The organism is Anaerolineae bacterium, from assembly GCA_014360855.1.
GTDB lineage: Bacteria > Chloroflexota > Anaerolineae > JACIWP01 > JACIWP01 > JACIWP01.
In genome coordinates, this window is the sequence record JACIWP010000014.1 from 1 (window position 1) to 21,166 (window position 21,166).

At 64.4% G+C, this 21,166-nt stretch carries 22 protein-coding genes; 14 read left to right on the forward strand and 8 right to left on the reverse strand.

The features are described from left to right. Positions 1-338: hypothetical protein (locus H5T60_01515; protein MBC7241107.1), on the forward strand; the 338-nt coding region annotated here is incomplete at its 5' end. Positions 339-343: 5 nt separating this feature from the next. Here the strand turns inward: H5T60_01515 and rnhA are convergent. Then, complete coding sequence (rnhA, locus tag H5T60_01520) at positions 344-832, reverse strand: ribonuclease HI (protein ID MBC7241108.1); 489 nt, start codon at positions 830-832, stop codon at positions 344-346. Between the two features lie 676 nt (positions 833-1,508). On the opposite strand from rnhA, the gene H5T60_01525 reads away from it, so the two are divergent. The 10 genes from H5T60_01525 (at position 1,509) to H5T60_01570 (ending at position 11,860) form a co-directional block, all read left to right on the forward strand. Continuing rightward, complete coding sequence (locus H5T60_01525; GenBank protein MBC7241109.1) at positions 1,509-2,708, forward strand: thiolase family protein; 1,200 nt, start codon at positions 1,509-1,511, stop codon at positions 2,706-2,708. 36 nt (positions 2,709-2,744) lie between these two features. Next, positions 2,745-3,011: a hypothetical protein gene (locus tag H5T60_01530; protein ID MBC7241110.1), complete on the forward strand. Its 267-nt coding sequence runs from the start codon at positions 2,745-2,747 to the stop codon at positions 3,009-3,011. 42 nt (positions 3,012-3,053) lie between these two features. Further along, positions 3,054-4,277 carry a 3-hydroxyacyl-CoA dehydrogenase gene (locus H5T60_01535; GenBank protein ID MBC7241111.1) on the forward strand — a complete coding sequence of 408 codons (1,224 nt, stop codon included), beginning with the start codon at positions 3,054-3,056 and terminating at the stop codon, positions 4,275-4,277. A gap of 39 nt (positions 4,278-4,316) precedes the next feature. Beyond that, positions 4,317-5,102 (forward strand): enoyl-CoA hydratase/isomerase family protein, encoded by a 786-nt coding sequence (locus H5T60_01540; protein MBC7241112.1) that lies wholly within the window; start codon positions 4,317-4,319, stop codon positions 5,100-5,102. A 100-nt stretch (positions 5,103-5,202) separates the two neighbouring features. Continuing rightward, positions 5,203-6,369, forward strand: coding sequence for an acyl-CoA dehydrogenase family protein (locus H5T60_01545; protein ID MBC7241113.1), 1,167 nt, complete (start codon positions 5,203-5,205; stop codon positions 6,367-6,369). Between the two features lie 22 nt (positions 6,370-6,391). Beyond that, positions 6,392-7,558, forward strand: coding sequence for an acyl-CoA dehydrogenase family protein (locus tag H5T60_01550; protein MBC7241114.1), 1,167 nt, complete (start codon positions 6,392-6,394; stop codon positions 7,556-7,558). Between the two features lie 26 nt (positions 7,559-7,584). Beyond that, positions 7,585-8,361: an electron transfer flavoprotein subunit beta/FixA family protein gene (locus tag H5T60_01555; GenBank protein MBC7241115.1), complete on the forward strand. Its 777-nt coding sequence runs from the start codon at positions 7,585-7,587 to the stop codon at positions 8,359-8,361. Positions 8,362-8,400: 39 nt separating this feature from the next. Next, entirely contained in the window at positions 8,401-9,447 is a 1,047-nt protein-coding gene (locus tag H5T60_01560; GenBank protein ID MBC7241116.1) for an electron transfer flavoprotein subunit alpha/FixB family protein, read from the forward strand. A 194-nt stretch (positions 9,448-9,641) separates the two neighbouring features. After that, complete coding sequence (locus H5T60_01565) at positions 9,642-10,805, forward strand: pyridoxal phosphate-dependent aminotransferase (protein ID MBC7241117.1); 1,164 nt, start codon at positions 9,642-9,644, stop codon at positions 10,803-10,805. Positions 10,806-10,882: 77 nt separating this feature from the next. Next, complete coding sequence (locus H5T60_01570) at positions 10,883-11,860, forward strand: DNA-protecting protein DprA (GenBank protein MBC7241118.1); 978 nt, start codon at positions 10,883-10,885, stop codon at positions 11,858-11,860. Between the two features lie 15 nt (positions 11,861-11,875). Here the strand turns inward: H5T60_01570 and queA are convergent, their stop codons facing one another. The 7 genes from queA to H5T60_01605 all read right to left on the reverse strand — a co-directional run bounded on the left by queA (position 11,876) and on the right by H5T60_01605 (position 19,119). Then, entirely contained in the window at positions 11,876-12,922 is a 1,047-nt protein-coding gene (gene queA / locus H5T60_01575) for a tRNA preQ1(34) S-adenosylmethionine ribosyltransferase-isomerase QueA (GenBank protein ID MBC7241119.1), read from the reverse strand. Then, complete coding sequence (locus tag H5T60_01580; GenBank protein ID MBC7241120.1) at positions 12,922-13,593, reverse strand: epoxyqueuosine reductase QueH; 672 nt, start codon at positions 13,591-13,593, stop codon at positions 12,922-12,924. The genes queA and H5T60_01580 overlap by 1 nt, the downstream gene beginning before the upstream one ends. 159 nt (positions 13,594-13,752) lie before the next feature. After that, positions 13,753-14,784, reverse strand: a complete 1,032-nt coding sequence (ruvB, locus tag H5T60_01585; protein ID MBC7241121.1) for a Holliday junction branch migration DNA helicase RuvB — start codon at positions 14,782-14,784, stop codon at positions 13,753-13,755. A gap of 167 nt (positions 14,785-14,951) precedes the next feature. After that, the gene (alr, locus tag H5T60_01590; protein ID MBC7241122.1) at positions 14,952-17,492 is read right to left on the reverse strand and encodes an alanine racemase; all 2,541 of its coding nucleotides are present in this window, start codon (positions 17,490-17,492) and stop codon (positions 14,952-14,954) included. A gap of 21 nt (positions 17,493-17,513) precedes the next feature. Continuing rightward, the gene (locus tag H5T60_01595; GenBank protein ID MBC7241123.1) at positions 17,514-17,855 is read right to left on the reverse strand and encodes a divalent-cation tolerance protein CutA; all 342 of its coding nucleotides are present in this window, start codon (positions 17,853-17,855) and stop codon (positions 17,514-17,516) included. Continuing rightward, positions 17,845-18,186, reverse strand: a complete 342-nt coding sequence (locus H5T60_01600) for a DUF3795 domain-containing protein (protein MBC7241124.1) — start codon at positions 18,184-18,186, stop codon at positions 17,845-17,847. The genes H5T60_01595 and H5T60_01600 overlap by 11 nt, the downstream gene beginning before the upstream one ends. A 9-nt stretch (positions 18,187-18,195) precedes the next feature. Beyond that, complete coding sequence (locus tag H5T60_01605; protein ID MBC7241125.1) at positions 18,196-19,119, reverse strand: PHP domain-containing protein; 924 nt, start codon at positions 19,117-19,119, stop codon at positions 18,196-18,198. A gap of 222 nt (positions 19,120-19,341) precedes the next feature. Between H5T60_01605 and H5T60_01610 the strand changes: the two genes are divergently transcribed. The 3 genes from H5T60_01610 to trxA all read left to right on the forward strand — a co-directional run bounded on the left by H5T60_01610 (position 19,342) and on the right by trxA (position 21,035). Further along, positions 19,342-20,187 carry an NgoFVII family restriction endonuclease gene (locus H5T60_01610; protein ID MBC7241126.1) on the forward strand — a complete coding sequence of 282 codons (846 nt, stop codon included), beginning with the start codon at positions 19,342-19,344 and terminating at the stop codon, positions 20,185-20,187. Positions 20,188-20,360: 173 nt separating this feature from the next. After that, positions 20,361-20,666, forward strand: coding sequence for a metal-sensitive transcriptional regulator (locus H5T60_01615; protein MBC7241127.1), 306 nt, complete (start codon positions 20,361-20,363; stop codon positions 20,664-20,666). Positions 20,667-20,705: 39 nt separating this feature from the next. Further along, positions 20,706-21,035: a thioredoxin gene (gene trxA, locus H5T60_01620; protein ID MBC7241128.1), complete on the forward strand. Its 330-nt coding sequence runs from the start codon at positions 20,706-20,708 to the stop codon at positions 21,033-21,035. Positions 21,036-21,166 lie beyond the last annotated feature (131 nt).

The following is a 21,166-nucleotide window of genomic DNA, read 5'->3' on the forward strand; positions in this document are numbered from 1 at the left end:
ACCCGGCAGTGGTAGAGTTTGTCCCGCTGGATGAGGCCTACTACTATTTCCCGGTCTCCTGCGCCACGCAGGCCCAGGCCGAGGGCATTCGCCGCGCCTTCGCGCGCTCCGAGGCCCTGCGCCGGCCGGAAGACCCCCGGCAGGTGGTCTTCACCATTTTGCCCGGGCATGGGGCCGTCATCGTGGAGAAATGGGCCGCCGGCAAGGCACCCTTTCAGCTCATCTGGGAATATATCGACGACGGCCGGCTGGTCATCGAGAGCCGCATCCCGCAGGGGACGTTCCGCTTCGTGCCGGGTGCGGACGGGCGGATGCATATCTCGGCAGAACAGTTCTAGCCGGCTCAGCGGGCATGGTTCTGAGGGTCCATATCGGGAGGAGCCTGCCGGCCGAAGGTGCGCACCGCTTCCCTGGCAAGCTGGTCCACGCGCTCGTTGTGCGGGTCGCCGGCATGTCCCCGTACCCAGCGCCATTCGATCTCGTGCATATCCAGCAGGGCGGCCAGCTCCTGCCACAGGTCCTGATTGCGCACGGGGCTTTTCTGGGCAGTGCGCCAGCCGTTGCGCCGCCATTTGGGAAGCCACTCGGTGATGCCGCGCTGGAGATACTCAGAGTCGGTGTACAGCGTGACCTTGCATGGCCGCTTGAGGGCTTTGAGCGCGGCGATGGCGGCCCGCAGTTCCATGCGGTTGTTGGTGGTGTGCGACGAACCGCCGGCCAGCTCCTTTCGGTGCCGGCCGGAGATCAGCAGGGCCGCCCAGCCCCCCGGCCCTGGATTCCCCTCGCACGCTCCATCGGTATAGATGATCACTTCCGGGCGTCGTTCGGTCATGTCGGCCCCCGCGCGAAATAAATCATGCACCTTGTCAAAGGATGATACCGCAAAATCGCCGTTCTGCAAAGGCCACGGCCGCGAGATAGCGGTAGCCCCTGCCCCTTCCCCCACATGCGGGGAAGGGATCGGGGACGGGGCTTCGGAACCGGATCCACCAACCATACTTTTCAACACCCGCTCGTTGCCGGCCTTGACGAGCGAGCCTGTTTTCGTGTACAATATGAGTGTCATCGCGAACAATGACTCGGTTCGTGAGAATAGGGGCTGTTCCTGCAGCGCGGCGCCGCACAATAGGGAAGGCTCATTGATGGCTATCTGCCCCTGCCCATCCGTTTTTCGAAGAACAGTATGTTCTATCCGTTTAATTGGCCCTGGCCAGAGCCAGCGCTCCTTCGGGTGCGCCGGCCCCATTGTGGCGCAGGGCTGTTTTGTTTGCCTGACTGGCCGGTAGCGTCCCGTTCCACACCTTTGGCGCGTTGAGAAGACATCGGACCTTCGCTGACCCGGGGTCAAACCGCTTATCATTCCATCCCTGCCCCTGCTGTGATATGTGGGGAGCCTTTTGCCGCGGCGTGTCCGCTCGACCCATCCCGGCGGTATGCCGGCACTGCCGCTACCTATTCGTCAGCGTCCATCGTAGATCCTGCATGTCTCACCAGAAAGGAGGGCCAATGTGAAAGAAGTCGTGATCATCGGAGGAGTGCGCACACCCATCGGCACACACGGAGGAGCATTTCGCGATATCACCGCCCAGGAGCTGGCCAGCATCGCCATGCGGGGTGTGCTGGAGCGGACAGGACTCGACCCCCATCTCATCGATGAGGTCATCCTGGGATGCATCGGCCAGCAGAGCGACGCGCCCAACATCGCGCGGGTCGCCGCGCTGATGGCCGGCATCCCGGTGCGCGTGCCCGGCTACACCGTCCAGCGCAACTGCGTCTCGGGCATGGTGGCCATCACCAACGCCTACCAGGCCATCCAGGCCGGCGATGGGGACATTTTCCTCTGCGGCGGCACGGAGTCCATGTCCACCGCCCCTTACGTGGTGCGCGGTGCCCGCTGGGGCCTGAAACTCCGCCATTCCACTTTCATCGACACCCTCTGGGAGGGCCTCACCGATCCCATATGCAACCAGATCATGGGCTACACGGCCGAGAACTTGGCCACGATGTACGGCCTGACGCGGGAGGAATTGGACCAGTACGCCGTGCAGTCCCATAAGAAGGCCTTCATGGCGACGCGCACCGGCCGCTTCCGCGATGAGATCGTGCCGGTGCCGGTGATCAAGCGCGCCGCCGGCCAGGAGGTGGCTCGCGAGGAAATCATCCAGGACGAATGCATTAACCCGGGCCTGACGGTGCAGAAAGCCGCCCTCTACCCCACCGTGTTTAAGGAAGGCGGCGTGATCACGCCGGCCAACGCCTGCCCCATCTCCGACGGCGCCGCCGCTGTCATCGTCATGACCAAGGAGAAAGCGGATGCCCTCGGTTTCAAGCCGCTGGCGTACGTGCGGAGCTACGCCTATGCCGCCGTTCCCCCGGAGATCATGGGCATCGGCCCGACCCGAGCGGTGCCGGCGGCGCTGAAGCGCATCGGCCTGACGCTCAAGGACATGGACCTCATCGAACTCAACGAGGCCTTCGCCGCCCAGGTGCTGGCCGTCGGCCGGGAGCTGGAAGCCGACGGCTGGGATTGGGACAAGGTCAACGTCAACGGCGGCGCCATCGCCCTCGGACACCCGGTCGGCTGTAGCGGCACCCGCATTGTGGTGACCCTCCTGCACGAGATGATCAAGCGCAACGTGCAGTGGGGCCTGGCCACAGCCTGTGTGGGCGGGGGCATGGGCGGCGCCATCATCATCGAGCGGGCATAACGCCGGCTCATCACCCACTGAAAGGAGGCGAGCAGAATGGATATCGTTGCCATGCACAAGGACAAAAAGGCCCAGGCCGAATTCGCCCGCCGGGCCATGCAGGTCTACGAGGCCCATCGCGCCGAGTGGGAGGCGCAGTACGCCGGCCACATCGTCGCCATCGACGTGGACAGCGGCGACTTCTTCATCGGCCCGACCCTGGGCAAGGCCAACGACCTGGCATATGCGAAATATCCCGACAAATGGATCTATTTCGTGCGCATTGGCGAGCCGGAGCGGGCCATCGCCCTGCGAACCTGGTGACGAATCGGCCCGCACACATAACCTGAAGGAGGAGGTTGTACGATGTACATTTTCAAAGCGGGAGTGGTAGGTGCCGGCGCAATGGGCTCGGAGATCGCCCAGGTGATCTCCTACTCCGGCCTGCCCGTTGTGCTGAAGGATGTGGACCAGGCCATGCTGGACAAGGGCATGGCGCGCATCCGCGAGATCTACCAACGGCGCGTCGAGAAGGGGAAGATGAGCGCCGGCGAGATGCAGTCCAAAATGGACCTGATCACGCCGACGCTCACCTATGACGGCTTTGAGGACGTGGACATCGTCATCGAGGCTGTGCCGGAAAAGATGTCCATCAAACAGCGCGTCTTCGCCGAGCTGGACGAAGTCTGCCCGGAGGGCACCATCTTCGCCTCCAACACCTCGGCGCTGTCCATCTCGGAGATGGCGGCGGCGACCAAGCGGCCGGCGAAGGTCATCGGCATGCACTTCTTCAACCCCGCCCACGTCATGAAGCTGGTGGAGATCATCCCCGGCCTGGACACCTCCCAGGAGACCGTGGATGACGTGGTCATGTTTGCCGAGAGCCTGCGCAAAATCCCCGTCGTCGTGCAGGAATGCCCCGGCTTCCTGGTGAACCGCCTGCTCATGCCCTATCTCAACGAGGCGGTGAAGGCGCTGGAGGAGGGCGCTGCCACCGCCACAGAGATTGACGAGCGCATGGTGGCCTTCGGCTGGCCCATGGGGCCGTTCACGCTGATGGACATGCTGGGGCTGGACATCTGCTACGACGTGGGCATGTACCTGTATCAGGAATACGGTTCCCGCATGGAGCCGGCCAAGCTCTTCGCCAAATTGGTGCAGGCCGGCCGGCTGGGCGAGAAATCGGGCGCCGGCTTCTACGGCTACGGCGACCAGACTGACGAGCCGGTCAAGCAGTTCATCAAGGAACTGCAGGAGTCCGGCCAGGTCCAGACCGGCACCGAGTTCAGCGAAGAGCGCCTGATGATGCCGATGATCAACGAGGCCATCCTGTGCGTCACCGAGCATGTCGCCAACGTCAACGACATCGACATGGCCATGATCGCCGGCACCGGCATGACTTACAAAGGCGAGCGCATGGGCCCCTTACAACTGGCGGACACCCTGGGACTGGACTATGTCCTGCAGAAACTGGAGGAATTCACCGCCAAGTACGGCGAGCGCTTCCGGCCGGCGCGCCTCCTGCGCACCAAAGTGCGCGCCAAACACCTCGGCAAGAAGGTCGGGAAGGGCTTTCTGGAATACGCCTGATATACCGCCTGCGCACAGACAGTGAAAGGAGATCAGACGATGGGCGAGTATCAAAACGTGCGCTACAGCGTGGATGACCGGGTGGCAACCATTACCATTGACCACCCGCCGGCCAATGCCTTCGATTCCCAAACGGTGATGGACCTGGAAGCCGCCTTTGACGAGGCCACCAATGACCCCCGCGTCAAGGTCATCATCATCACCGGCGCCGGCCAGTTCGCTTTCGTCGCCGGCGCCGATGTCAACGAGATCAACGCCCTGAAAAGCCCGGAGCAGGCCAAAGAGGTGGTCCTGCGCGGCCAGGCCCTCTTCAACCGCATCGAGGCCAGCCGCAAGCCGGTCATTGCCGCCATCAACGCCGTCTGCCTGGGCGGCGGCAACGAGCTGGCCATGGCCTGCCACATCCGCATCGCCAGCGCCAACGCCCGCTTCGGCCAGCCCGAGATCAACCTGGGCATCATCCCCGGCTGGGGCGGCACCCAGCGCCTGCCCCGCATGATCGGCAAGGGCAAGGCGCTCGAGCTCCTGCTGACCGGCGATATGATCAACGCCCAGGAGGCCTACCGCATTGGCCTGGTCAATCAGGTGGTGCCGGCCGGCCAGGTGCTCAAGGCCGCCCAGGGCCTGGCGAAGAAGATCGCCTCCCGCAGTGCCATCGCCATCAGCGCCATCCTGGACTGCGTGGACACCGGCCTCAAGATGAGCCTGAGCGAGGGACTGCTCTATGAGGCGGACAAGTTCGCCTCCCTGTTGGAAACCGAGGATATGCACGAAGGCGTGCGCGCCTTCCTGGAGAAACGACAGCCGCAGTTCAAGGACCGCTGAGATGCAGCCTGGCCGGCGGGGAAGCGGTACATGGGCCTTCCCCGCCGGCGCTTGCCGGTAATGGGCGTGCCACCATCAGCGCCTGGAGAGGAGGGAAGGCATGGATTTCTCGCTCAACGAAGACCAGCGCATGTACGTCAAAATGTTCGAGGATTTCTGCGCCAATGAGGTGGCCCCCTTCGCCCAGGAGACCGACCACGAGGAGAAGCCACCGCTGAAGCAGTTGCAGGCGGCCTCGGAACAGGGTTTCCTGGGCGCCATTTTCCCCGAAAAGTATGATGGCGCCGAACTGGATATGATTTCCTATGCCCTGCTGATGGAGCATCTGGGCAAAGCCTGCGTTTCCACCGCGCTGACTATCAACGTGCACGTAGCCCTGGTGGGGAGTGCCATCCTGCGTCACGGCACCGATGCGCAGAAGGAGGAGTGCCTGCCGGCCATGGCCGCCGGCGAAACTATCGGCGCCTTCGCCCTCAGCGAGAGCGGCGCCGGCTCCGATGCCGCCGCCCTCCGCACCACCGCCCAGCGCGACGGCGACCGCTACATCCTGCGCGGCTCGAAGACATGGGTCACCAACGCCGGCATCGGCCAGCTCCTGCTGGTGTTCGCCCGCACCTCGGAAGAAGCGGGCGGCAAAGGCATCAGCGCCTTCCTGGTGGACGTGGACACGCCGGGGGTGAAGGTCGGCTATCGCGAGAAGACCATGGGCCTGCGCGGCCTGGTGACCAACACCGTCTATTTCGACGGCGCGGAGGTGCCGGCGGAGCGCCTGCTGGGCCAGGAGGGGCAGGGCTTTGCCATCGCCTTGGAGGCACTGGACCTCTCGCGCGTCGGCCTGTCGGCCATCTGCCTGGGCGCGGCAGAGGCCGCGCTGGAGAACGGCACCCGCTTCGCCGTGGAACATGAGCAGTTCGGCGGTCCCATCGCCTACAAACAGGCCATCCAGAACATGATCGCCGACTCGCGCGCCGAGATCGAGGCCATGCGCCATCTGGTGCATTACGCCGCCTGGCTGGCGGAGGAAGGGGACAGCCGGCTGCGCACCCAGGCCGCCATCACCAAGCTTATCTGCTCCGAATACGCCATGCGCATCGCCAACCGCATGCTTCAGGTGCACGGCGGCTACGGCTACATGAAGGAATACGCCATCGAGCGTATCTATCGCGATCTGCGGGCCATGGAAATCGCCGAGGGGACCAGCCAGATTCTGCGCTTCCTCATCGCCCGCGATCAATTCGCGCCCCACGGCATCTCACTGCGCCCCTGACGCGCCGGGAAGGAGGCTAACTATGGATTTTACACTGCCCAAAGAGTACGAACTGCTACGGCGCATGATTCGCGACTTCGCCCGCCAGGAGATCGCCCCGCTGGCCAAAAAGATTGACATCCAGGAGGAGGTGCCGCGGGAGATCATCCGCAAGGCGGCGGAGCTGGGCATGATGGGCGTTCCATTCCCGCAGGAGTACGGCGGCATGGGCGCCGGCGAGTTGGGCTACTGCATCCTGATGGAGGAGATCGGCAAAGTCTGCACCTCCACCGCCTCCGTGATCGGCGCCCATACCGGCATCGGCGCCATGGCCATTTACCTGGACGGCACCCCGGAGCAGAAGAAGAAATACCTCACCCCGCTGGCGCGCGGCGAGAAGATCGCCGCCTTCGCCCTGACCGAGGCCAACGCCGGCTCTGACGCCGCCGCCATCCGCACCCGCGCCGTGCGCGACGGCGACGACTTCGTCCTGACCGGCTCCAAGATGTTCATCACCAACGGCCCCATCGCCGATATCGTCAGCGTCATGGCGGTCACCGACCCCTCCCTCGGCCCGCGCGGCGGCATCACCGCCTTCATCGTGGAAATGGACTGGAAGGGCTGTAGCGTTGGCAAGGTGGAGGACAAGATGGGCATCCGCGGGAGCGGCACCTCGGAGCTGATCTTCGACGAGGTGCGCGTGCCCAAGGAGAACATCCTGGGACAGTTCGGCGCCGGCTTCGTCACCTTTATGAAAACGCTCGACGTCGGCCGCGTCAGCCTCGGCGCCGCCTGTCTGGGCGGGGCACAGGCCGCCCTGGAGCGCAGTATCCAATGGGCCAAAGCGCGCACCCAGTTCGGCAAGGCCATCGTCCACAATCAATCCATTCAGTGGATGATCGCCAACATGGCCACCGAGATCGAGGCCCTGCGCTCCCTGGTCTACCGCACCGCTTGGATGGTGGACACCGGCCAGCCCTTCACCCGCTACGCCGCCATGTGCAAGCTGTACGGCTCCGAGGTCGCCTCTCGCTGTATCTCCCAGGCGGTGCAGATTTACGGCGCGCTGGGCTACAGCCGCGACGTGGAGATCGAGCGCATGTTCCGCGACGCCCGCATCGCCGAGATCTTCGAGGGCACCAACGAGATCCAGCGCATCGTCATCGCCTCCGACATCATGCGCCAGGAAGGCGTGCGCATCAGCCCGTGAGGTGAGGCGGACAAGGAGGAAATCCGATGAGAATTGTGGTTGCCATCAAGCAAATCCTGGACCCGGAGGGCATCACGGTCAACCGCCGGCGCGAGCGCATCTTCATCAACCGGGAGGAACGCATTATCAACCCGGCAGACAAATGCGCTCTGGAGGCAGCCCTGCGCCTGAAGGATGCCCACGGCGCGGAGGTCATCGCCCTCAGCCTGGGAAAGCCGGCCGCCGATGACGCGCTGCGCGAGGCGCTGGCCATGGGCGCTGACTCGGCGGTGCTCATCAGCGACAAGGCCCTGGCCGGCATTGACGCCCCCACCGCCGCGATGGTGCTGGCCCGCGCCATCGAACGCCTGGCGCCCTTCGACCTGGTGCTGGCCGGCCAAACCGCCGCCGACACCGGCGGCGACCAGACCGCCGGCCGGCTGGCGGAACTCCTTGGCCTGCCCCAGGTCCTGCAGGCCCTCGAGCTTTCCCTTAACGGCGGGCGCCTGCAGGTGATGCGGCTGTGGGATGGGAAGCCGGTGCGGGCCGCCGTCTCCCCGCCGGCGCTGGTCGCGGTCTCGCCCCTGGCCTCGCCGGCGCGCTACCCCCACGGCGCCCGCATCATGAATGCCTACCGCCAGATGCAGGTCAGCGTCTGGACGGCGCAGGACCTGGGCCTGACGCCCGAGGAGCTGACGCCGAATATTGAGAGCCGCGGCCAGGTCTTCCCGCCAGAACGGGAGCTGGGGACGATCATCGAGGGGCCGCCGGCGCAAATGGCCGACGAAATCCTGTCGCTCCTGCGCATGTGCCGGCTGATATAGCCGCCGGCAGACGCACCGCACACAGGTCAGGAGGTGACCATGGACCTTGATTTCCTGCAAAGCCTGATGGGCGGCGAAGAGATGGCCGCCGCCGAAACCGCATATCAGGACATCTGGGTGGTGGGCGAGGTCAGCGGCGAGGGGCTGACGCCGGCCACCCGTGCCCTGCTGGGGAAAGCGCGCGACATGGCCAACGCGCTGGGCGTATATGTCAAAGGCGTCCTGTTCGGCGCGCCGGAATCTGCCGGCAGTGAGATGATCTCCTACGGCGCGGACACCGTCTATCTTCTGGAGGGTGCCGGCCTGGAATCCTTCGCCGTCGAACCCTATGCGGAAGCGCTGGCGCGCCAGATCGAGAGCGGCCGGCCCGAGATCATCCTCTTCAACGCCACCAGCCTGGGCGGCGAGCTGGCACCCCGCCTGGCGGCGCGCTTCCGCGCCCCGCTGTTCACCCACTGCATGGACCTGGGCATTGACGAGGCCCAGCGCGCTCTGCTGGCCACGGTGCCGCGCCTGGGCGGTGAGTATTATGAGATTCTGATCAGCCCGAACCTGCGTCCCCAGTTTGCGACCGTGGAGCCGGGCGTACTGCCGGCACCTTTCGCGGATCCGTACCGCATCGGCAGTGTGGAACGAGTGACCTTCGACGACCTGCCGGCCGGACGGGTGGAGATGCTCGGCCCATATGCCGGCGGCCTGCCCGAACCGCCCCTTTCCCGCAGTCGGGTCATCGTCTGCGTGGGACGCGGTGTCCAGGACGTCGAGGGGATTGAGCTGGCCCGCCGGCTGGCGGCGAAACTGGGAGGCCAGCTCGCCGGCACGCGCGGCGCCCTGGACGAGGGCTGGGTTTCCGAGGAACAGCTCGTCGGCATGGCCGGCCACACGGTGCGCCCTGCGCTGTACATCGCCTGCGGCGTGGCCGGCGCCATCCAGCACATGCTCGGCCTCGCCAAAACCGAATGCCTGATCGCCATCAACACCGACCCCAAGGCCGAGATCTTCTCGTATGCCGATCTGGGCGTGGTGGCGGACGCCAAGGCCGTGTTGGAGGAACTGAACAAGAAGCTGGACAACGCCCCCGCATAACCCCTGTCTTCTGCACCATCGGCCTCGACAGACCCAGGTGACAGTCACCTTCGAGGTGACTGTCACCTAACTGTCACCTTATATAGGTTTGACAGGGAACCACCTCTTATGCTATTGTGCACCTAACTATAAGAGGTTGGGCAACGGCGCTCCCCTCTGAGCATCTTGTACCACGCGACACTGGGGGAGGGATTATGAAACTCGGAGCGGAACGGTTACAGCAAGTGGCGGAATCCGCCACCCTGGCCTTTTCGGAGCGCGCCCGTCAGATGGCGCAGAAGGGCATCAATGTGATCGACCTTGCCGGCGGCGACCCCGATTTCACCACGCCGGCGCACATCATCGAAGCCGCCTTCACCGCCGCCCAGCAGGGCGCCACCCACTACGTCAGCAGTCGCGGCATCCCCGCCTTCCTGGAGGCCATCGCCAACCACTACGCCGCCGAGCAGGGCCTCCAGTATGACCCCAAGAGCGAGATCATGGTCACCTCCGGCGGGAAAATGGCCATCTACCTCGCGATCCTGGCCACCATTGACCGCGGCGATGAGGTGCTCATCCCAGAGCCGGCCTGGGTCTCCTATGTCCCCATGGTGCAGCTCGTGGACGGCGTGCCGGTAGAAGTACACCTGGACGCGGACAACAACTTCCTGCTGACCCGCGAGGCGCTGGAGGAGAAAATCACTTCCCGCACGCGTGCCCTGCTCCTCAACTCGCCCAGCAACCCGACCGGCCGCGTGCTGAGCCGGCAGGAGCTGGAGGCCGCCGCGGAAGTAGCCCTGCGCCATGACCTGCTGGTCTTCTCCGACGAGATCTATTACAGGCTCCTGTACGACGGCCATCAGCATATCAGCATCGCCACCCTGCCGGGCATGCGCGAGCGCACTATCATCCTGAACGGCCTCTCCAAAACCTATGCCATGACCGGCTGGCGGGTGGGCTTTGCCCTGGCGCCCAAACCCATCATGAGCCAGATGGTCAAGGTGCAGTCGCACACCGTGACCTGCGCCGCGGCCTTCGCCCAGCACGCCGGCGCGGCCGCCCTCAACGGGCCGCAGGACTGCGTGCGCGAAATGCTCGAGGTCTATGCCCAGCGCCGGCGGCTCATCGTCGACGGCCTCAACAGCCTGCCGGGCGTGCGCTGTGACGCCCCCGAAGGGGCCTTCTACGCCTTCCCCAACATCCGCGGCACCGGCATGACCTCCCTGGAGTTCTGCGAGCGCATGCTGGAAGAGGCGCATGTGGTCATGACGCCCGGCTCCGCCTTTGGCCCCAGCGGCGAGGGCTATGTGCGGCTCTCCTTCGCCAATGCTACCGAGAAGCTGGCCGAGGCGATCGAACGACTGCGCAACGTCCTGTGAGACCCATGAGCCTCCCGCATAGCTGATGTGCGGGAGGCTCGCTGTTTCTCGCCCCGCATGCTTCAGGAGCGCACGATATGGAGGCCGCCGGCTCCCTCCAGAGCGATAATCTGGCCTTCATCACCCTTTGCCTAGTGCCGGGAGTGGGCGGCGTGCTCCTGCGCCGGCTGTTGGCCCATTTCGGCACGCCAGAGGATGTCCTGCATGCTTCCCCCTCGGCCCTGATGCGCGTCCCCGGCGTCGGCCGCAAGATCGCCGGCGCTATTGCCGGCGCCTCGCTAGAGCGCACCGCACAACTGCTCGAACGCTGGAAGCCGCAGGGTATCGCGCTGATCGGTTGGGACAGCCCCGCATACCCGGAGAACCTGCGCCGGCTCCCCGACAGCCCCCCGCTCCTCTTCGTGCAGGGCACCCTGCTCCCGTCCGATGCGGCCGCCGCGGCGGTCGTTGGCACCCGCCGGCCCACTGCCGCGGGGAAGGCCGCCGCCGGCATGATCTCAGGCGAGCTTGCCTGCCGCGGCATCACCATCGTCAGCGGCATGGCACGCGGCGTGGACGGCTTCGCGCAAGGGGCGGCGGTGCATGCCGGCGGCCGCACCCTCGCGGTGCTGGGTGTGGGCCTCCTGCATGCCGGCGAGCTTCCCACCGCCGGCCTTCTGCCCAACATCCTGGCCCGCGGCGCGCTCCTATCCGAACTGCCCCCGGATGCCGGCGTCCTGCGGCAGAACCTGGTGGCGCGCAACCGCCTCATCAGCGGCCTGAGCCGGGCAGTGATCGTGGTGGAAACAGGTCTCAATGGTGGAAGCATGTATGCGGCGCAGTTCGCCCTTCGGCAGGGGCGTGCGCTGTGGGCCGTGCCGGGCAGTGCCGGCTGTGACCAGCTTCTGGGAGAGGGGGCGCATCCGCTGGACCCGCGTGAGGCGGACTGGGATGCCCTGGCGGAGGAAATCCGAGGACTGGAGCCGCCGGCCCTGCCGATCGCCGAGGCGCGGCAGGAGAGACTGCTGGAAGGGCCGGCGCCGGACTATGGCGAGGAGCGCCGGCGGACAACCTGAGAGGGTGCCGCTTCCTCACAGGATGAGCATGGCGTCCCCAAAGCTGTAGAACCGATAGCGGAGCTGTACCGCCTCCTGGTAGGCGCGCAGGATAAGCTCGCGGCCGGCGAAGGCGCACACCAGCATCAACAGCGTCGAGCGCGGCAGGTGAAAATTGGTGATCATGGCATCCACCACGCGGAAGGTGAAGCCGGGGTAGATGAAGAGATCTGTCGGCCCGGTGAAGGGCACCACGAGCTGGTCCATCCCCCGTTCTGCCGCCAACTTTCCGCCCGTCTCCAGCACCCGCACCGAGGTCGTGCCCACGGCGATGATGCGCCGGCCTTCCCGCCGCGCCGCATTGATGCGCTCCGCCGTCTCCGCCGGCAGACTGCACCACTCCGTATGAATGCGGTGCTGTTCCACCTCTTCCTCCTGCACCGGCCGGAAGGTGTCCAGGCCGATATGCAGGGTGACGAAGACGAACTCGGCGCCCAGGGCGCGCACCTGCTCCATCAGCTCCGGGGTGAAATGCAGGCCGGCGGTAGGAGCCGCCACCGAACCATCCACCCTGGCGTACACGGTCTGGTAGCGCTCGCGATCCTCCAGCGGCACGTGGATGTATGGGGGGAGAGGGATATTGCCGATCCGTTCCAGCCAGGGTTCCACCGGCTCCTCAAATTCCAGGAGCCGACTGCCGCTTTCCGTCACCTCCAACACGCGACAGGCCGGCGCCCTCACCCCCGTCTGCTCGTCCAAGGCGATCACCGTGCCGGGCAGGATGCGCTTCCCTCGCGTCAGCGCCTCCCACACCCGTTCGCCCCGCTTGGCCAGGAGCAGTACCTCCACCCGGCCGCCCGTCGGCACCTTGCGCCCATACAGGCGGGCAGGAATGACCCGGCTGTCATTGGCCACCAGCAGATCACCTGGCCGCAGGTACTCGAGGATCTCATAAAAATAGCGATGGGTGATGGTGCCGGCCGCCCGTTCCACCACCATCAGCCGGGAGGCATGGCGCGGCGTGACCGGCGCCTGAGCGATCAGTTCCGGGGGCAGTTCATAGTCAAAATCCGACGTCTTCATCACAGGCGTTCAAGCATCTCCAGCGCTTCTTCGAAATAGGCGTGCAGGTCGGCGGCCTCCAGGCGGGCCGGCGCGTAGGTCTCACACGCCTCCCCCTGATAGCGTTCCCACTCGCTGTAGATACAGCCGCAGTACTGCTGGCGATAAAGGTTATAGAGTCGGGTGAGCCGGCCGCGCTCCGCCCATCCTCGGCGGAAATCCTCGAAATAAAACCGCACGCCCTCCCGCTCGGCCAGATGCTCACCGATCCGCCGGATCAGCTCCTGCTCCTGATAGGGGCTGATAAGCAGAGTCGTGGTGAAGGCATCAAAACCATCCGCGCGCGCCTGCTGGGCGGCAGCGCGCAGGCGAATGGCGTAGCAAATGGCACAGCGCCGCCGGAACCTCTCCCGGCCGGCCACCAGGCGCAGGAAGGCCGGCATCTCATACCCGGGTTGCCATAGCATCGGCAGTTCCACCTGTTCGGCGAAGCCCGCCAGGCTCTCGCGCCGGCGCTCGTGCTCCTGCCAGGGATGGATGTTGGGATTGTACCAGAAGCCAGTGACCTGGAATCCCAACTCGCGCAGCCGGCCCACCGTATACGTGGCACATGGGCCACAGCAAATATGCAGGAGCACCCGCTGGCCGGCGTAATGCGGCCCCTCCTCGGCTTTGGCTGGGCGGACGGGCAGTTCCACGGCGCGCGTCAGCTCGATGGCCGGCGGCTGAGCCTCCCGCCAGCGCGCCCGCCCCTCGGCCACCAGCCGCTGGGCCTTCGTCAGGGAACAAGGCGAGAGCTCCTGCCCCTGCTCGTCGAATACGCGCACCCGTTCCTCGATCATGGCTTCGCCTCAGAACAGTGCCGGCTGTTCCGGCCCTTCGGGATAGGCGATGCCCAGGTGTTCATACGCCAGGCGAGTAGCCACGCGGCCGCGCGGCGTGCGCATCAGGAACCCCAACTGCAGGAGATACGGTTCGTAGACATCCATAATGGTATCGGGTTCCTCGGAAATGGCCGCCGCCAGGGTCTCCAACCCCACCGGCCCGCCGGCGAACTTCTCGATGATAACCCGCAGGAGCCGGCGGTCCATCTCGTCCAGACCCAGCTCATCCACATCCAGCAGGGACAGCGCCTCGCGGGCGATCTCCAGGTTGATGGTGCCGTCGCCGCGCACAGTGGCGTAATCGCGGATGCGGCGCAGGAGCCGGTTGGCGACGCGCGGCGTGCCGCGCGAGCGCCGGGCGATCTCATGGGCGCCGGCATCGTCCAGGGCGATCTGGAGGAGCCTGGCGGAGCGCCGCACGATGGCCTCCAGCGCCGGCACATCGTAAAAATCGAGCCGATAGACCTGGCCAAAACGTGCCCGCAGGGGCGAAGTGACCAGCGCCAGCCGCGTGGTCGCGCCGATGACGGTGAAACGTGGAAGCTTCAGGCGGATGCTTCGGGCGCTCGGGCCTTTGCCAATGACAATGTCGAGGGCGAAGTCCTCCATGGCGGGATAGAGCACCTCTTCCACGGCCCGGCTGAGGCGGTGAATCTCGTCAATGAAGAGCACATCCCCCTGCTGGAGATTGGTGATGATGGCGGCCAGGTCGCCGGCGCGCTCAATGGCCGGCCCGGAGGTCGTCTTGATGGACACCCCCATCTCGTTGGCGATGATGTACGCCAGGGTGGTCTTGCCCAGCCCCGGCGGGCCGTAGAGCAGGATGTGGTCCAGCGGCTCATGCCGCGCCTGGGCCGCCTGAATGCAGATGCGCAGGCTCTCCTTGACCCGCTCCTGGCCGATATACTCGTCCAGATAGCGCGGGCGCAGGGGAAAGCTGGCAACCTGCTTATCTTCCTCTCGCCGCTTCGGCGAGACAATGCGCTCTTCCTCTGGCATGTCCATCCTTTCAGGTCTGGCCGGCGTGCCGACCCAGCGCTCCTTAGTGATTTCACTACAATTATACCAGAGTTCAGGTAATTCCAGAAACGGGAACCACCGCATGAGGGCATCAAAGGGGGCGTCACCGAAGCAAGTGAGGGGCGCAGGCGACGTCATGTCGCCGATTATGTCACGCGCGGCACGCGCGCCAGGATCTGCGACACCACCTCGTAATTGATGGTGCCCAGCCGGCGGGCCACCTCGTCAACGGTGATTTCCTCGGAGCCCTGCCGGCCGATGAGCACCACCTCATCCCCCTGGCGGACGTCCGGGATATGGCTGACGTTGATCATGGTCTGATCCATGCACACTCGCCCAACGATGGGCGCCCGCCGGCCCTTGACCAGCACCTCCCCCCAATGCGCCGGCCCCCTGCGGAAGCCGTCCGCATAGCCCACCGGGATGACGGCGATGCGCTCATAACCGCTGGTGCGGTACGTGTTGCCGTAGCTGATATAGCTCCCCGGCGGCAGTTCCTTGACCTGGGCGATCTGGGTCTTGAAGGAGAGCGCCGGCCGAAAACCCGGCGGAAGCGGCGTCTCCGCCGAAGGAGCCAGCCCATACAGCGCGATGCCCACCCGCACCATATTGCAGTGGCTCTCCGGCACCGTGAGGGTTGCCGGCGAATTGGCGGCATGCACCAACGGGAAGCGAAATCCTCGCGCCTCCAGCTCCGCCAGCACCTGGCGGAACAGGGCAACCTGGCGATAAGTATAGCTTTTATCCGCGGCATCGGCGGTGGAAAAGTGGGTGAAAATCCCCTCCAGCACCAGCCCAGGCAGACCGCTGAGAAACTCCACAAAGGGCACCACCTCATGCGGCAGGAGCCCCAGCCGGCCCATGCCCGTGTCCACCTTGACGTGCACGGTCGCCGTCCGGTTCAGCTCCTGCGCCGCCCGGCTGAAGGCGCGCGCCACATCCTCGGAAAAGAGGGTGACGGCGGTATTGGTCAGGATGGCCTCGCGCGCCTGCCAGGCCGGCGTATACCCCAGTACCAGGATGGGCGCCTCGATGCCGGCCTCCCGCAGGACCTGCGCCTCGCCCAGACAGGCCACTCCCAGGTAGCTGACGCCGTGATTCAGGACCGTGCGCGCCACCCGCACCGCGCCGTGGCCGTAGGCATCGGCCTTGAGCACCGCCATGATGCGCACCGCCGGCCCCACGATCTCGGCAATGCGCTGTACATTGTTGGCGATGGCGTTCAGGTCAATCTCCACCCAGGTCGGCCGGCCCGGCCGCACCAGTCGGATGGACTGCCAGGCGCGGTTCTGGCGCACCAGCTTCGCCGGCGCCTCCTCCGGCCGCGCCATCAGCTCCCGCACCACGTTCTCCAGCCGCGCCTCGATGCCCCCCTTCAGGAGCACAGCATCGCCTGGCCGCAGGATGCGCCGCAAATGGGCGATGATCTCCGCATCCGTGTTGCCCACAAAGATGGCCTGTGCGGGCAGGCCGGCCTCCTCCGCCGCCACGGCGATGGGCCGGGTGCGCTCATCCTTGATGATGAGATAATCCAGCACCTCGGCCGCGCGCCGGCCCACCTGCCGATGGGCTTCCTCCTCGAAATCGCCCAGCTCATTCATATACCCCAGCACGGCCAGCCGGCGCCCTGCCGGCAGAGCGGCCAATGTGTCCAGCGCGGCCAGCGCCGAGGCCGGCGTGGCATTGTAGGTGTCATCCAGCAGACGGGTGTCCCGCACCCCCTCCAGCGGACGCAGGCGGCCCTCCACCGGCTCCATGGAGGCCAGGGCGTCGAACGCCTCATCAGGGGGAATTCCGTAGGTGATCGCCACCGCCACCGCCGCCGCGGCGATATAGGCGCTGTGCCGGCCCAGGAGCTTCAGCCGGCCCTCGAACTCCTGCCCTCCATGCCGCAGGACCAACCTGGAGCCATCCCAATCGCTCTCCCAGTGAATCACTCGCACATCTGCGGAGGGATCAAAGCCAAAGGTGAGCACCCGCGCCCGGGTCCAGCCGGCCATGGCGCGCACGCGTCCGTCGTCGGCGTTCAGGATGGCCCAGCCATCGGCCGGCAGTGCCCGCACCAACTGCCCCTTTTCCTGGGCAATGTTCTCCAGGGAACCAAAGGTGGACAGGTGGGCCGCGTTGACCGCCGTCACCACTCCGACCCGCGGGCGCGTGATCTCCGCCAGCAGGCGGATCTCATCAAAGGCGTCGCAGGCCATCTCCAGCACCGCAATGCGGTGCGCCGGCTCCAGCCGGCCCAGGGCAATGGGCAGGCCGTAGCGGCCGTTGTAATTGGCATAATTGCGGAAGACCGGATAGCGCCGGCCCAAGACCCAGGCGATAGCCTCCTTGGTGCTGGTCTTGCCCGTGGAGCCGGTGATGCCCACCACCTCCGTGCCGTAATGACGCAGGATATAGCCGGCCCAGTCCAGCAGTGCCTGCTGCGTATCCGAGACCTGGATAACGGTCACCGGACGGGGCAGTTCCGCCGGCGGACGCTCGCAGAGGACCCCGCCGGCGCCGGCCCGCACCGCTTCGAGGATGTAATCATGGCCATCGCCGGTGGCTGTCTTCACCGCCAGAAACAGCTCGCCCGGGTTCAGCAGGCGGGAATCATAACAGAAATCGGGAAAGACCCGTTCCGCCGCCGGCCCCACCAGCTTGCCGTTGGTGGCCGCCAGGAGATGCTCCAGCGAGATCATAGCACCATGTTCCCCCACGGCTCAGGGTAGGTCATGCCAGCCTTCCTCGACATTGGAGCGGATCCAGTCGAGATATTCCGCCAGGCCGCCATCAATGGGCAGGACGATAGCCTCAGGAAGCTCGTAGCTGTGCAGTTGGCGGAGCCGGCGGATGAGCGCCTCGGCCAGGGAGCGCCGCGTCTTCATCACCATCATCCATTCCTCCGCCCATTCGATCTGTCCCTGCCAGCGGTATACCGAGCGCACGCGCGGCACGATGTTCACACAGGCGGCCAAGAACTCTTGGACCAGGGTGCCGGCAATGCGCTCCGCCTCCTCCTGGGAGCCGGCATTGGACAGCACCACCACATAATCACTGCTCATGGTCTTTATCCTCCATCCGTTCCTGCTCATCCAGCCAGCGCTCGGTGCCGATGGCGGCGCGCCGGCGTAACGCCTGCACCCGCCGCTCCACTATCGCCGGCTCCGCGCTGGAAAGGAACAGGGGACAGGGAAAATCGGGGCACAGCCCACAGTGTTCCAGACCGTGCTCCACGACCGCGCAGAAGAAGATGCGGCATTCCTCGCCGGCCGGCGTGAGACCCAGTTGATAGGCGCAACCCCGGCAGATGCCGGCAGAGACCGGCCCACAGCTTCCGCAGTACTCGCCGCAGGCCGCCGCGAACCGCCGGCGCCAGATATCGGCCTCGGACATGGCCCTCACCTACTTTCGCTCCGCCAATGCCTCGCGCACCGCCAACAACCGCTCAAAGGCCTGGGCCGTCAGCCCTTGTTCCCCTAGGGCGATGTCTTTGCGCGCCCCATGATAATCGGAACCGCCGGTGACCGCCAGCCCCAGGGATTCCGCCAGCGCCGTAAAGCGGCCGATCATCGCGTGCAGCGTATCGCCCTTGCCGCAGAAAGGACGGTTCTTGTCATATGGGTACGGGCCTTCCAGGCCGGCCAGCCCCAGTGCCAAGGCTGTCCGAATGAAGCTCTCGATATCCGGCACGCTCGTATAGGCACCCGGATGGGCTAGCACGGGCATGCCGCCGGCTTCCCGGATGACCCGAATGCCTTCCTCCAGGCTGAGTTGGTAGGAACGCTCCACGTATGCCTTCCCGCCCTCGGAAATATACTCGCGGAAGAGCACCTCTGGCCCAGGGATGCGGCCGGGGTTCCGCCGCATGACAACCTGTGCGATATGCATGCGGCCCGGCACGCCCTGGCCGGCCAGCGCCAGCACCTCTTCCTCGGGCACGTCGAAACCGAGCTTCTGCAGGTTGCGCACGATGGCCAGCTTCTGTTCGACCCGCGCGGCCATCATGCGCTGGATGGTCGTCTTCAGCGCCGGATGGTGCGGGTCGATGAAATAACCCAGCAGATGCATCTCCACCGCGCCGTGCGCCGGGTCGTTGGCCAGGCTGAGTTCAACGCCGGCGACAACCTGGACGCCCAGGCGCCGGCCGGCTTCCAGCGCTTCCGGCACGCCGGCCACGCTGTCATGGTCCGTGATGCCCACGGCCAGCATGCCGGCGGCCTTCGCCTTGGCCACCAGCTCCGCCGGCGCATCGGTGCCGTCGGAGGCGTTGGTATGCACATGCAAGTCCACTGGGTAGTGGGCCGGCGAGTCTGTCGAAGTGGACATGTCCATGCTCTTCCCCTTTCAGATATCCAGTGCCATTATACCCGCGCCCCGCCCTGGGACAAGTCAGCAAGCGAAAGTCACCAGCCAGTACATATTGCAACAATGATGTTGTGTTTTTGGACACCCTATCGCATAATTAAGTTGTGTAATTTCAATTTCCTCGTCGTGGACGACGAAATTTCATGGCGTCGCTGGATACATGTGCCATATAGGAGGAGGGGTATGATCCAGATTGTTGATAACGTCCAATGCAAGACAATCTCGACATTGATCCCAGCCATTGAAAGCGCGACAGATATTCGCATTGCAGTGGCATTTGTATCAAACGATGGAGTCTCACTGATTATGCCCGTGATTGAACGGCAACTGGCAGCCGGCTCAAACGTGGAGTTCCTTGTTGGCATGGACCCGCGCGCTACCGATCCGGTTGCCATTCGCGAGCTGTATTCGCTCTCTCAAAAGAACCAGCGCGCAACACTATTGTGTTTTGTGCCACGGAGTACGTCTATTCTTTACCACCCAAAGATGTATTTAATGAGAAATGAACAGGTTACAACCGCAATTATTGGTTCATCCAACCTGACTCATAGTGGGTTAACATCCAATATTGAGGCAAACGTCATGATTCAAGATGATATACATTCAGAGCTAATGTCCGAGATTTTCAACACATATTATCGATTGAAATTTCATCCCTTACGAGTTGTCCCAGATGATGAATTCATCGATATTTTTGCGGACCTATGCAAAGTAGAAAAACGTGCGGAGAGACAACAGGCGCGACAGCCCGAAATTCACACCCTGAGACAAGCTTTCTCAACGAAGGCCAAGACCTTGCAACGCCCGAAACCCTCAAAGTCGGATTTGTTTGGCTGGCTTGAATTGGTATATGATGTTTTGCCAGAAGGTGAATTCTCCAATCAAGACATCTACGCCTATGAGGATTTCTTCCGTCAATATTATCCGTACAATATGAACATTAGGGCTAAGATACGTCAGCAATTGCAACTCTTGCAAAGGCTAGGATTCATCCAACATGTCGCCGCTGGTGTTTGGAGGAAGTTATAAACAATATTTTGTCCTATCGAACTGTTCGGAGACGAGCCTTTCTCTATTGCCAACCACATACCCTATACCTGGTATCCGTATTACGCGTATTTGACAAAATGCGCCCTTCGCGGTACATTGTATATTGCACGAAGCAATCAGTTGAGGCCATTGGAACAAAAGGAAGGGATTCCATGTCCCAGGAACAGATTCTTACCCGCCTGCGCAAGGTCGAGGGGCAGGTGCGCGGCCTCCAACGCATGATCGCCGAGGGCCAGGACTGCGACGCCATCCTGACCCAGATCATGGCAGCGCGAGCGGCACTCGACAAGATCGCGCTGTCCATCGCTTCGGAGCATCTCGATCGCTGTATGGACGCCTTCCTGCTCCAGCCGGACGGCCGCACCAAAATCTTGCGCACCATGCAGCTTTTCCTCAAGCTCAGCCCGGCGGTAGCGGCGGAAGAAGCGCCGGCCGAGAGCAAACCCGAGCAGGAATAACCCTTTTCTCACCCCATCATGTCTGACAGGAGCACTATGATGAGCAAACCAATCGAAGTGACCGATGCGACGTTCGAGGCCGAGGTGTTGAAGGCCGACTTGCCCGTGCTGGTCGACTTTTGGGCGGCCTGGTGCGGGCCGTGCAAGATGATCGCCCCCATCGTGGAGGAGCTGGCCAAGGACTACGCCGGCAAGATCAAGGTCTGCAAGCTCAACGTCGACGAGAACAACCAGACCGCCGCCCAGTTCGGCATCATGAGCATCCCCACGCTTATGCTCTTCAAAGGCGGCAAGCCCGTGGAACGGCTCATCGGCTATATGCCCAAGGCGAAGCTGGTGGAGAAGCTCTCCCCCCACCTCGCCGGCTGAAGCGTATCCCAGAACTAACTCCGTGAAAGGCGCCGGGTTCGGCGCCTTTTGCGCGCCGGCACGCTGTACAAGGTGACCGTCACCTGGGAGGTGACGGTCACCTTGTACCGCCGCACGTTTTGCTACCCCAA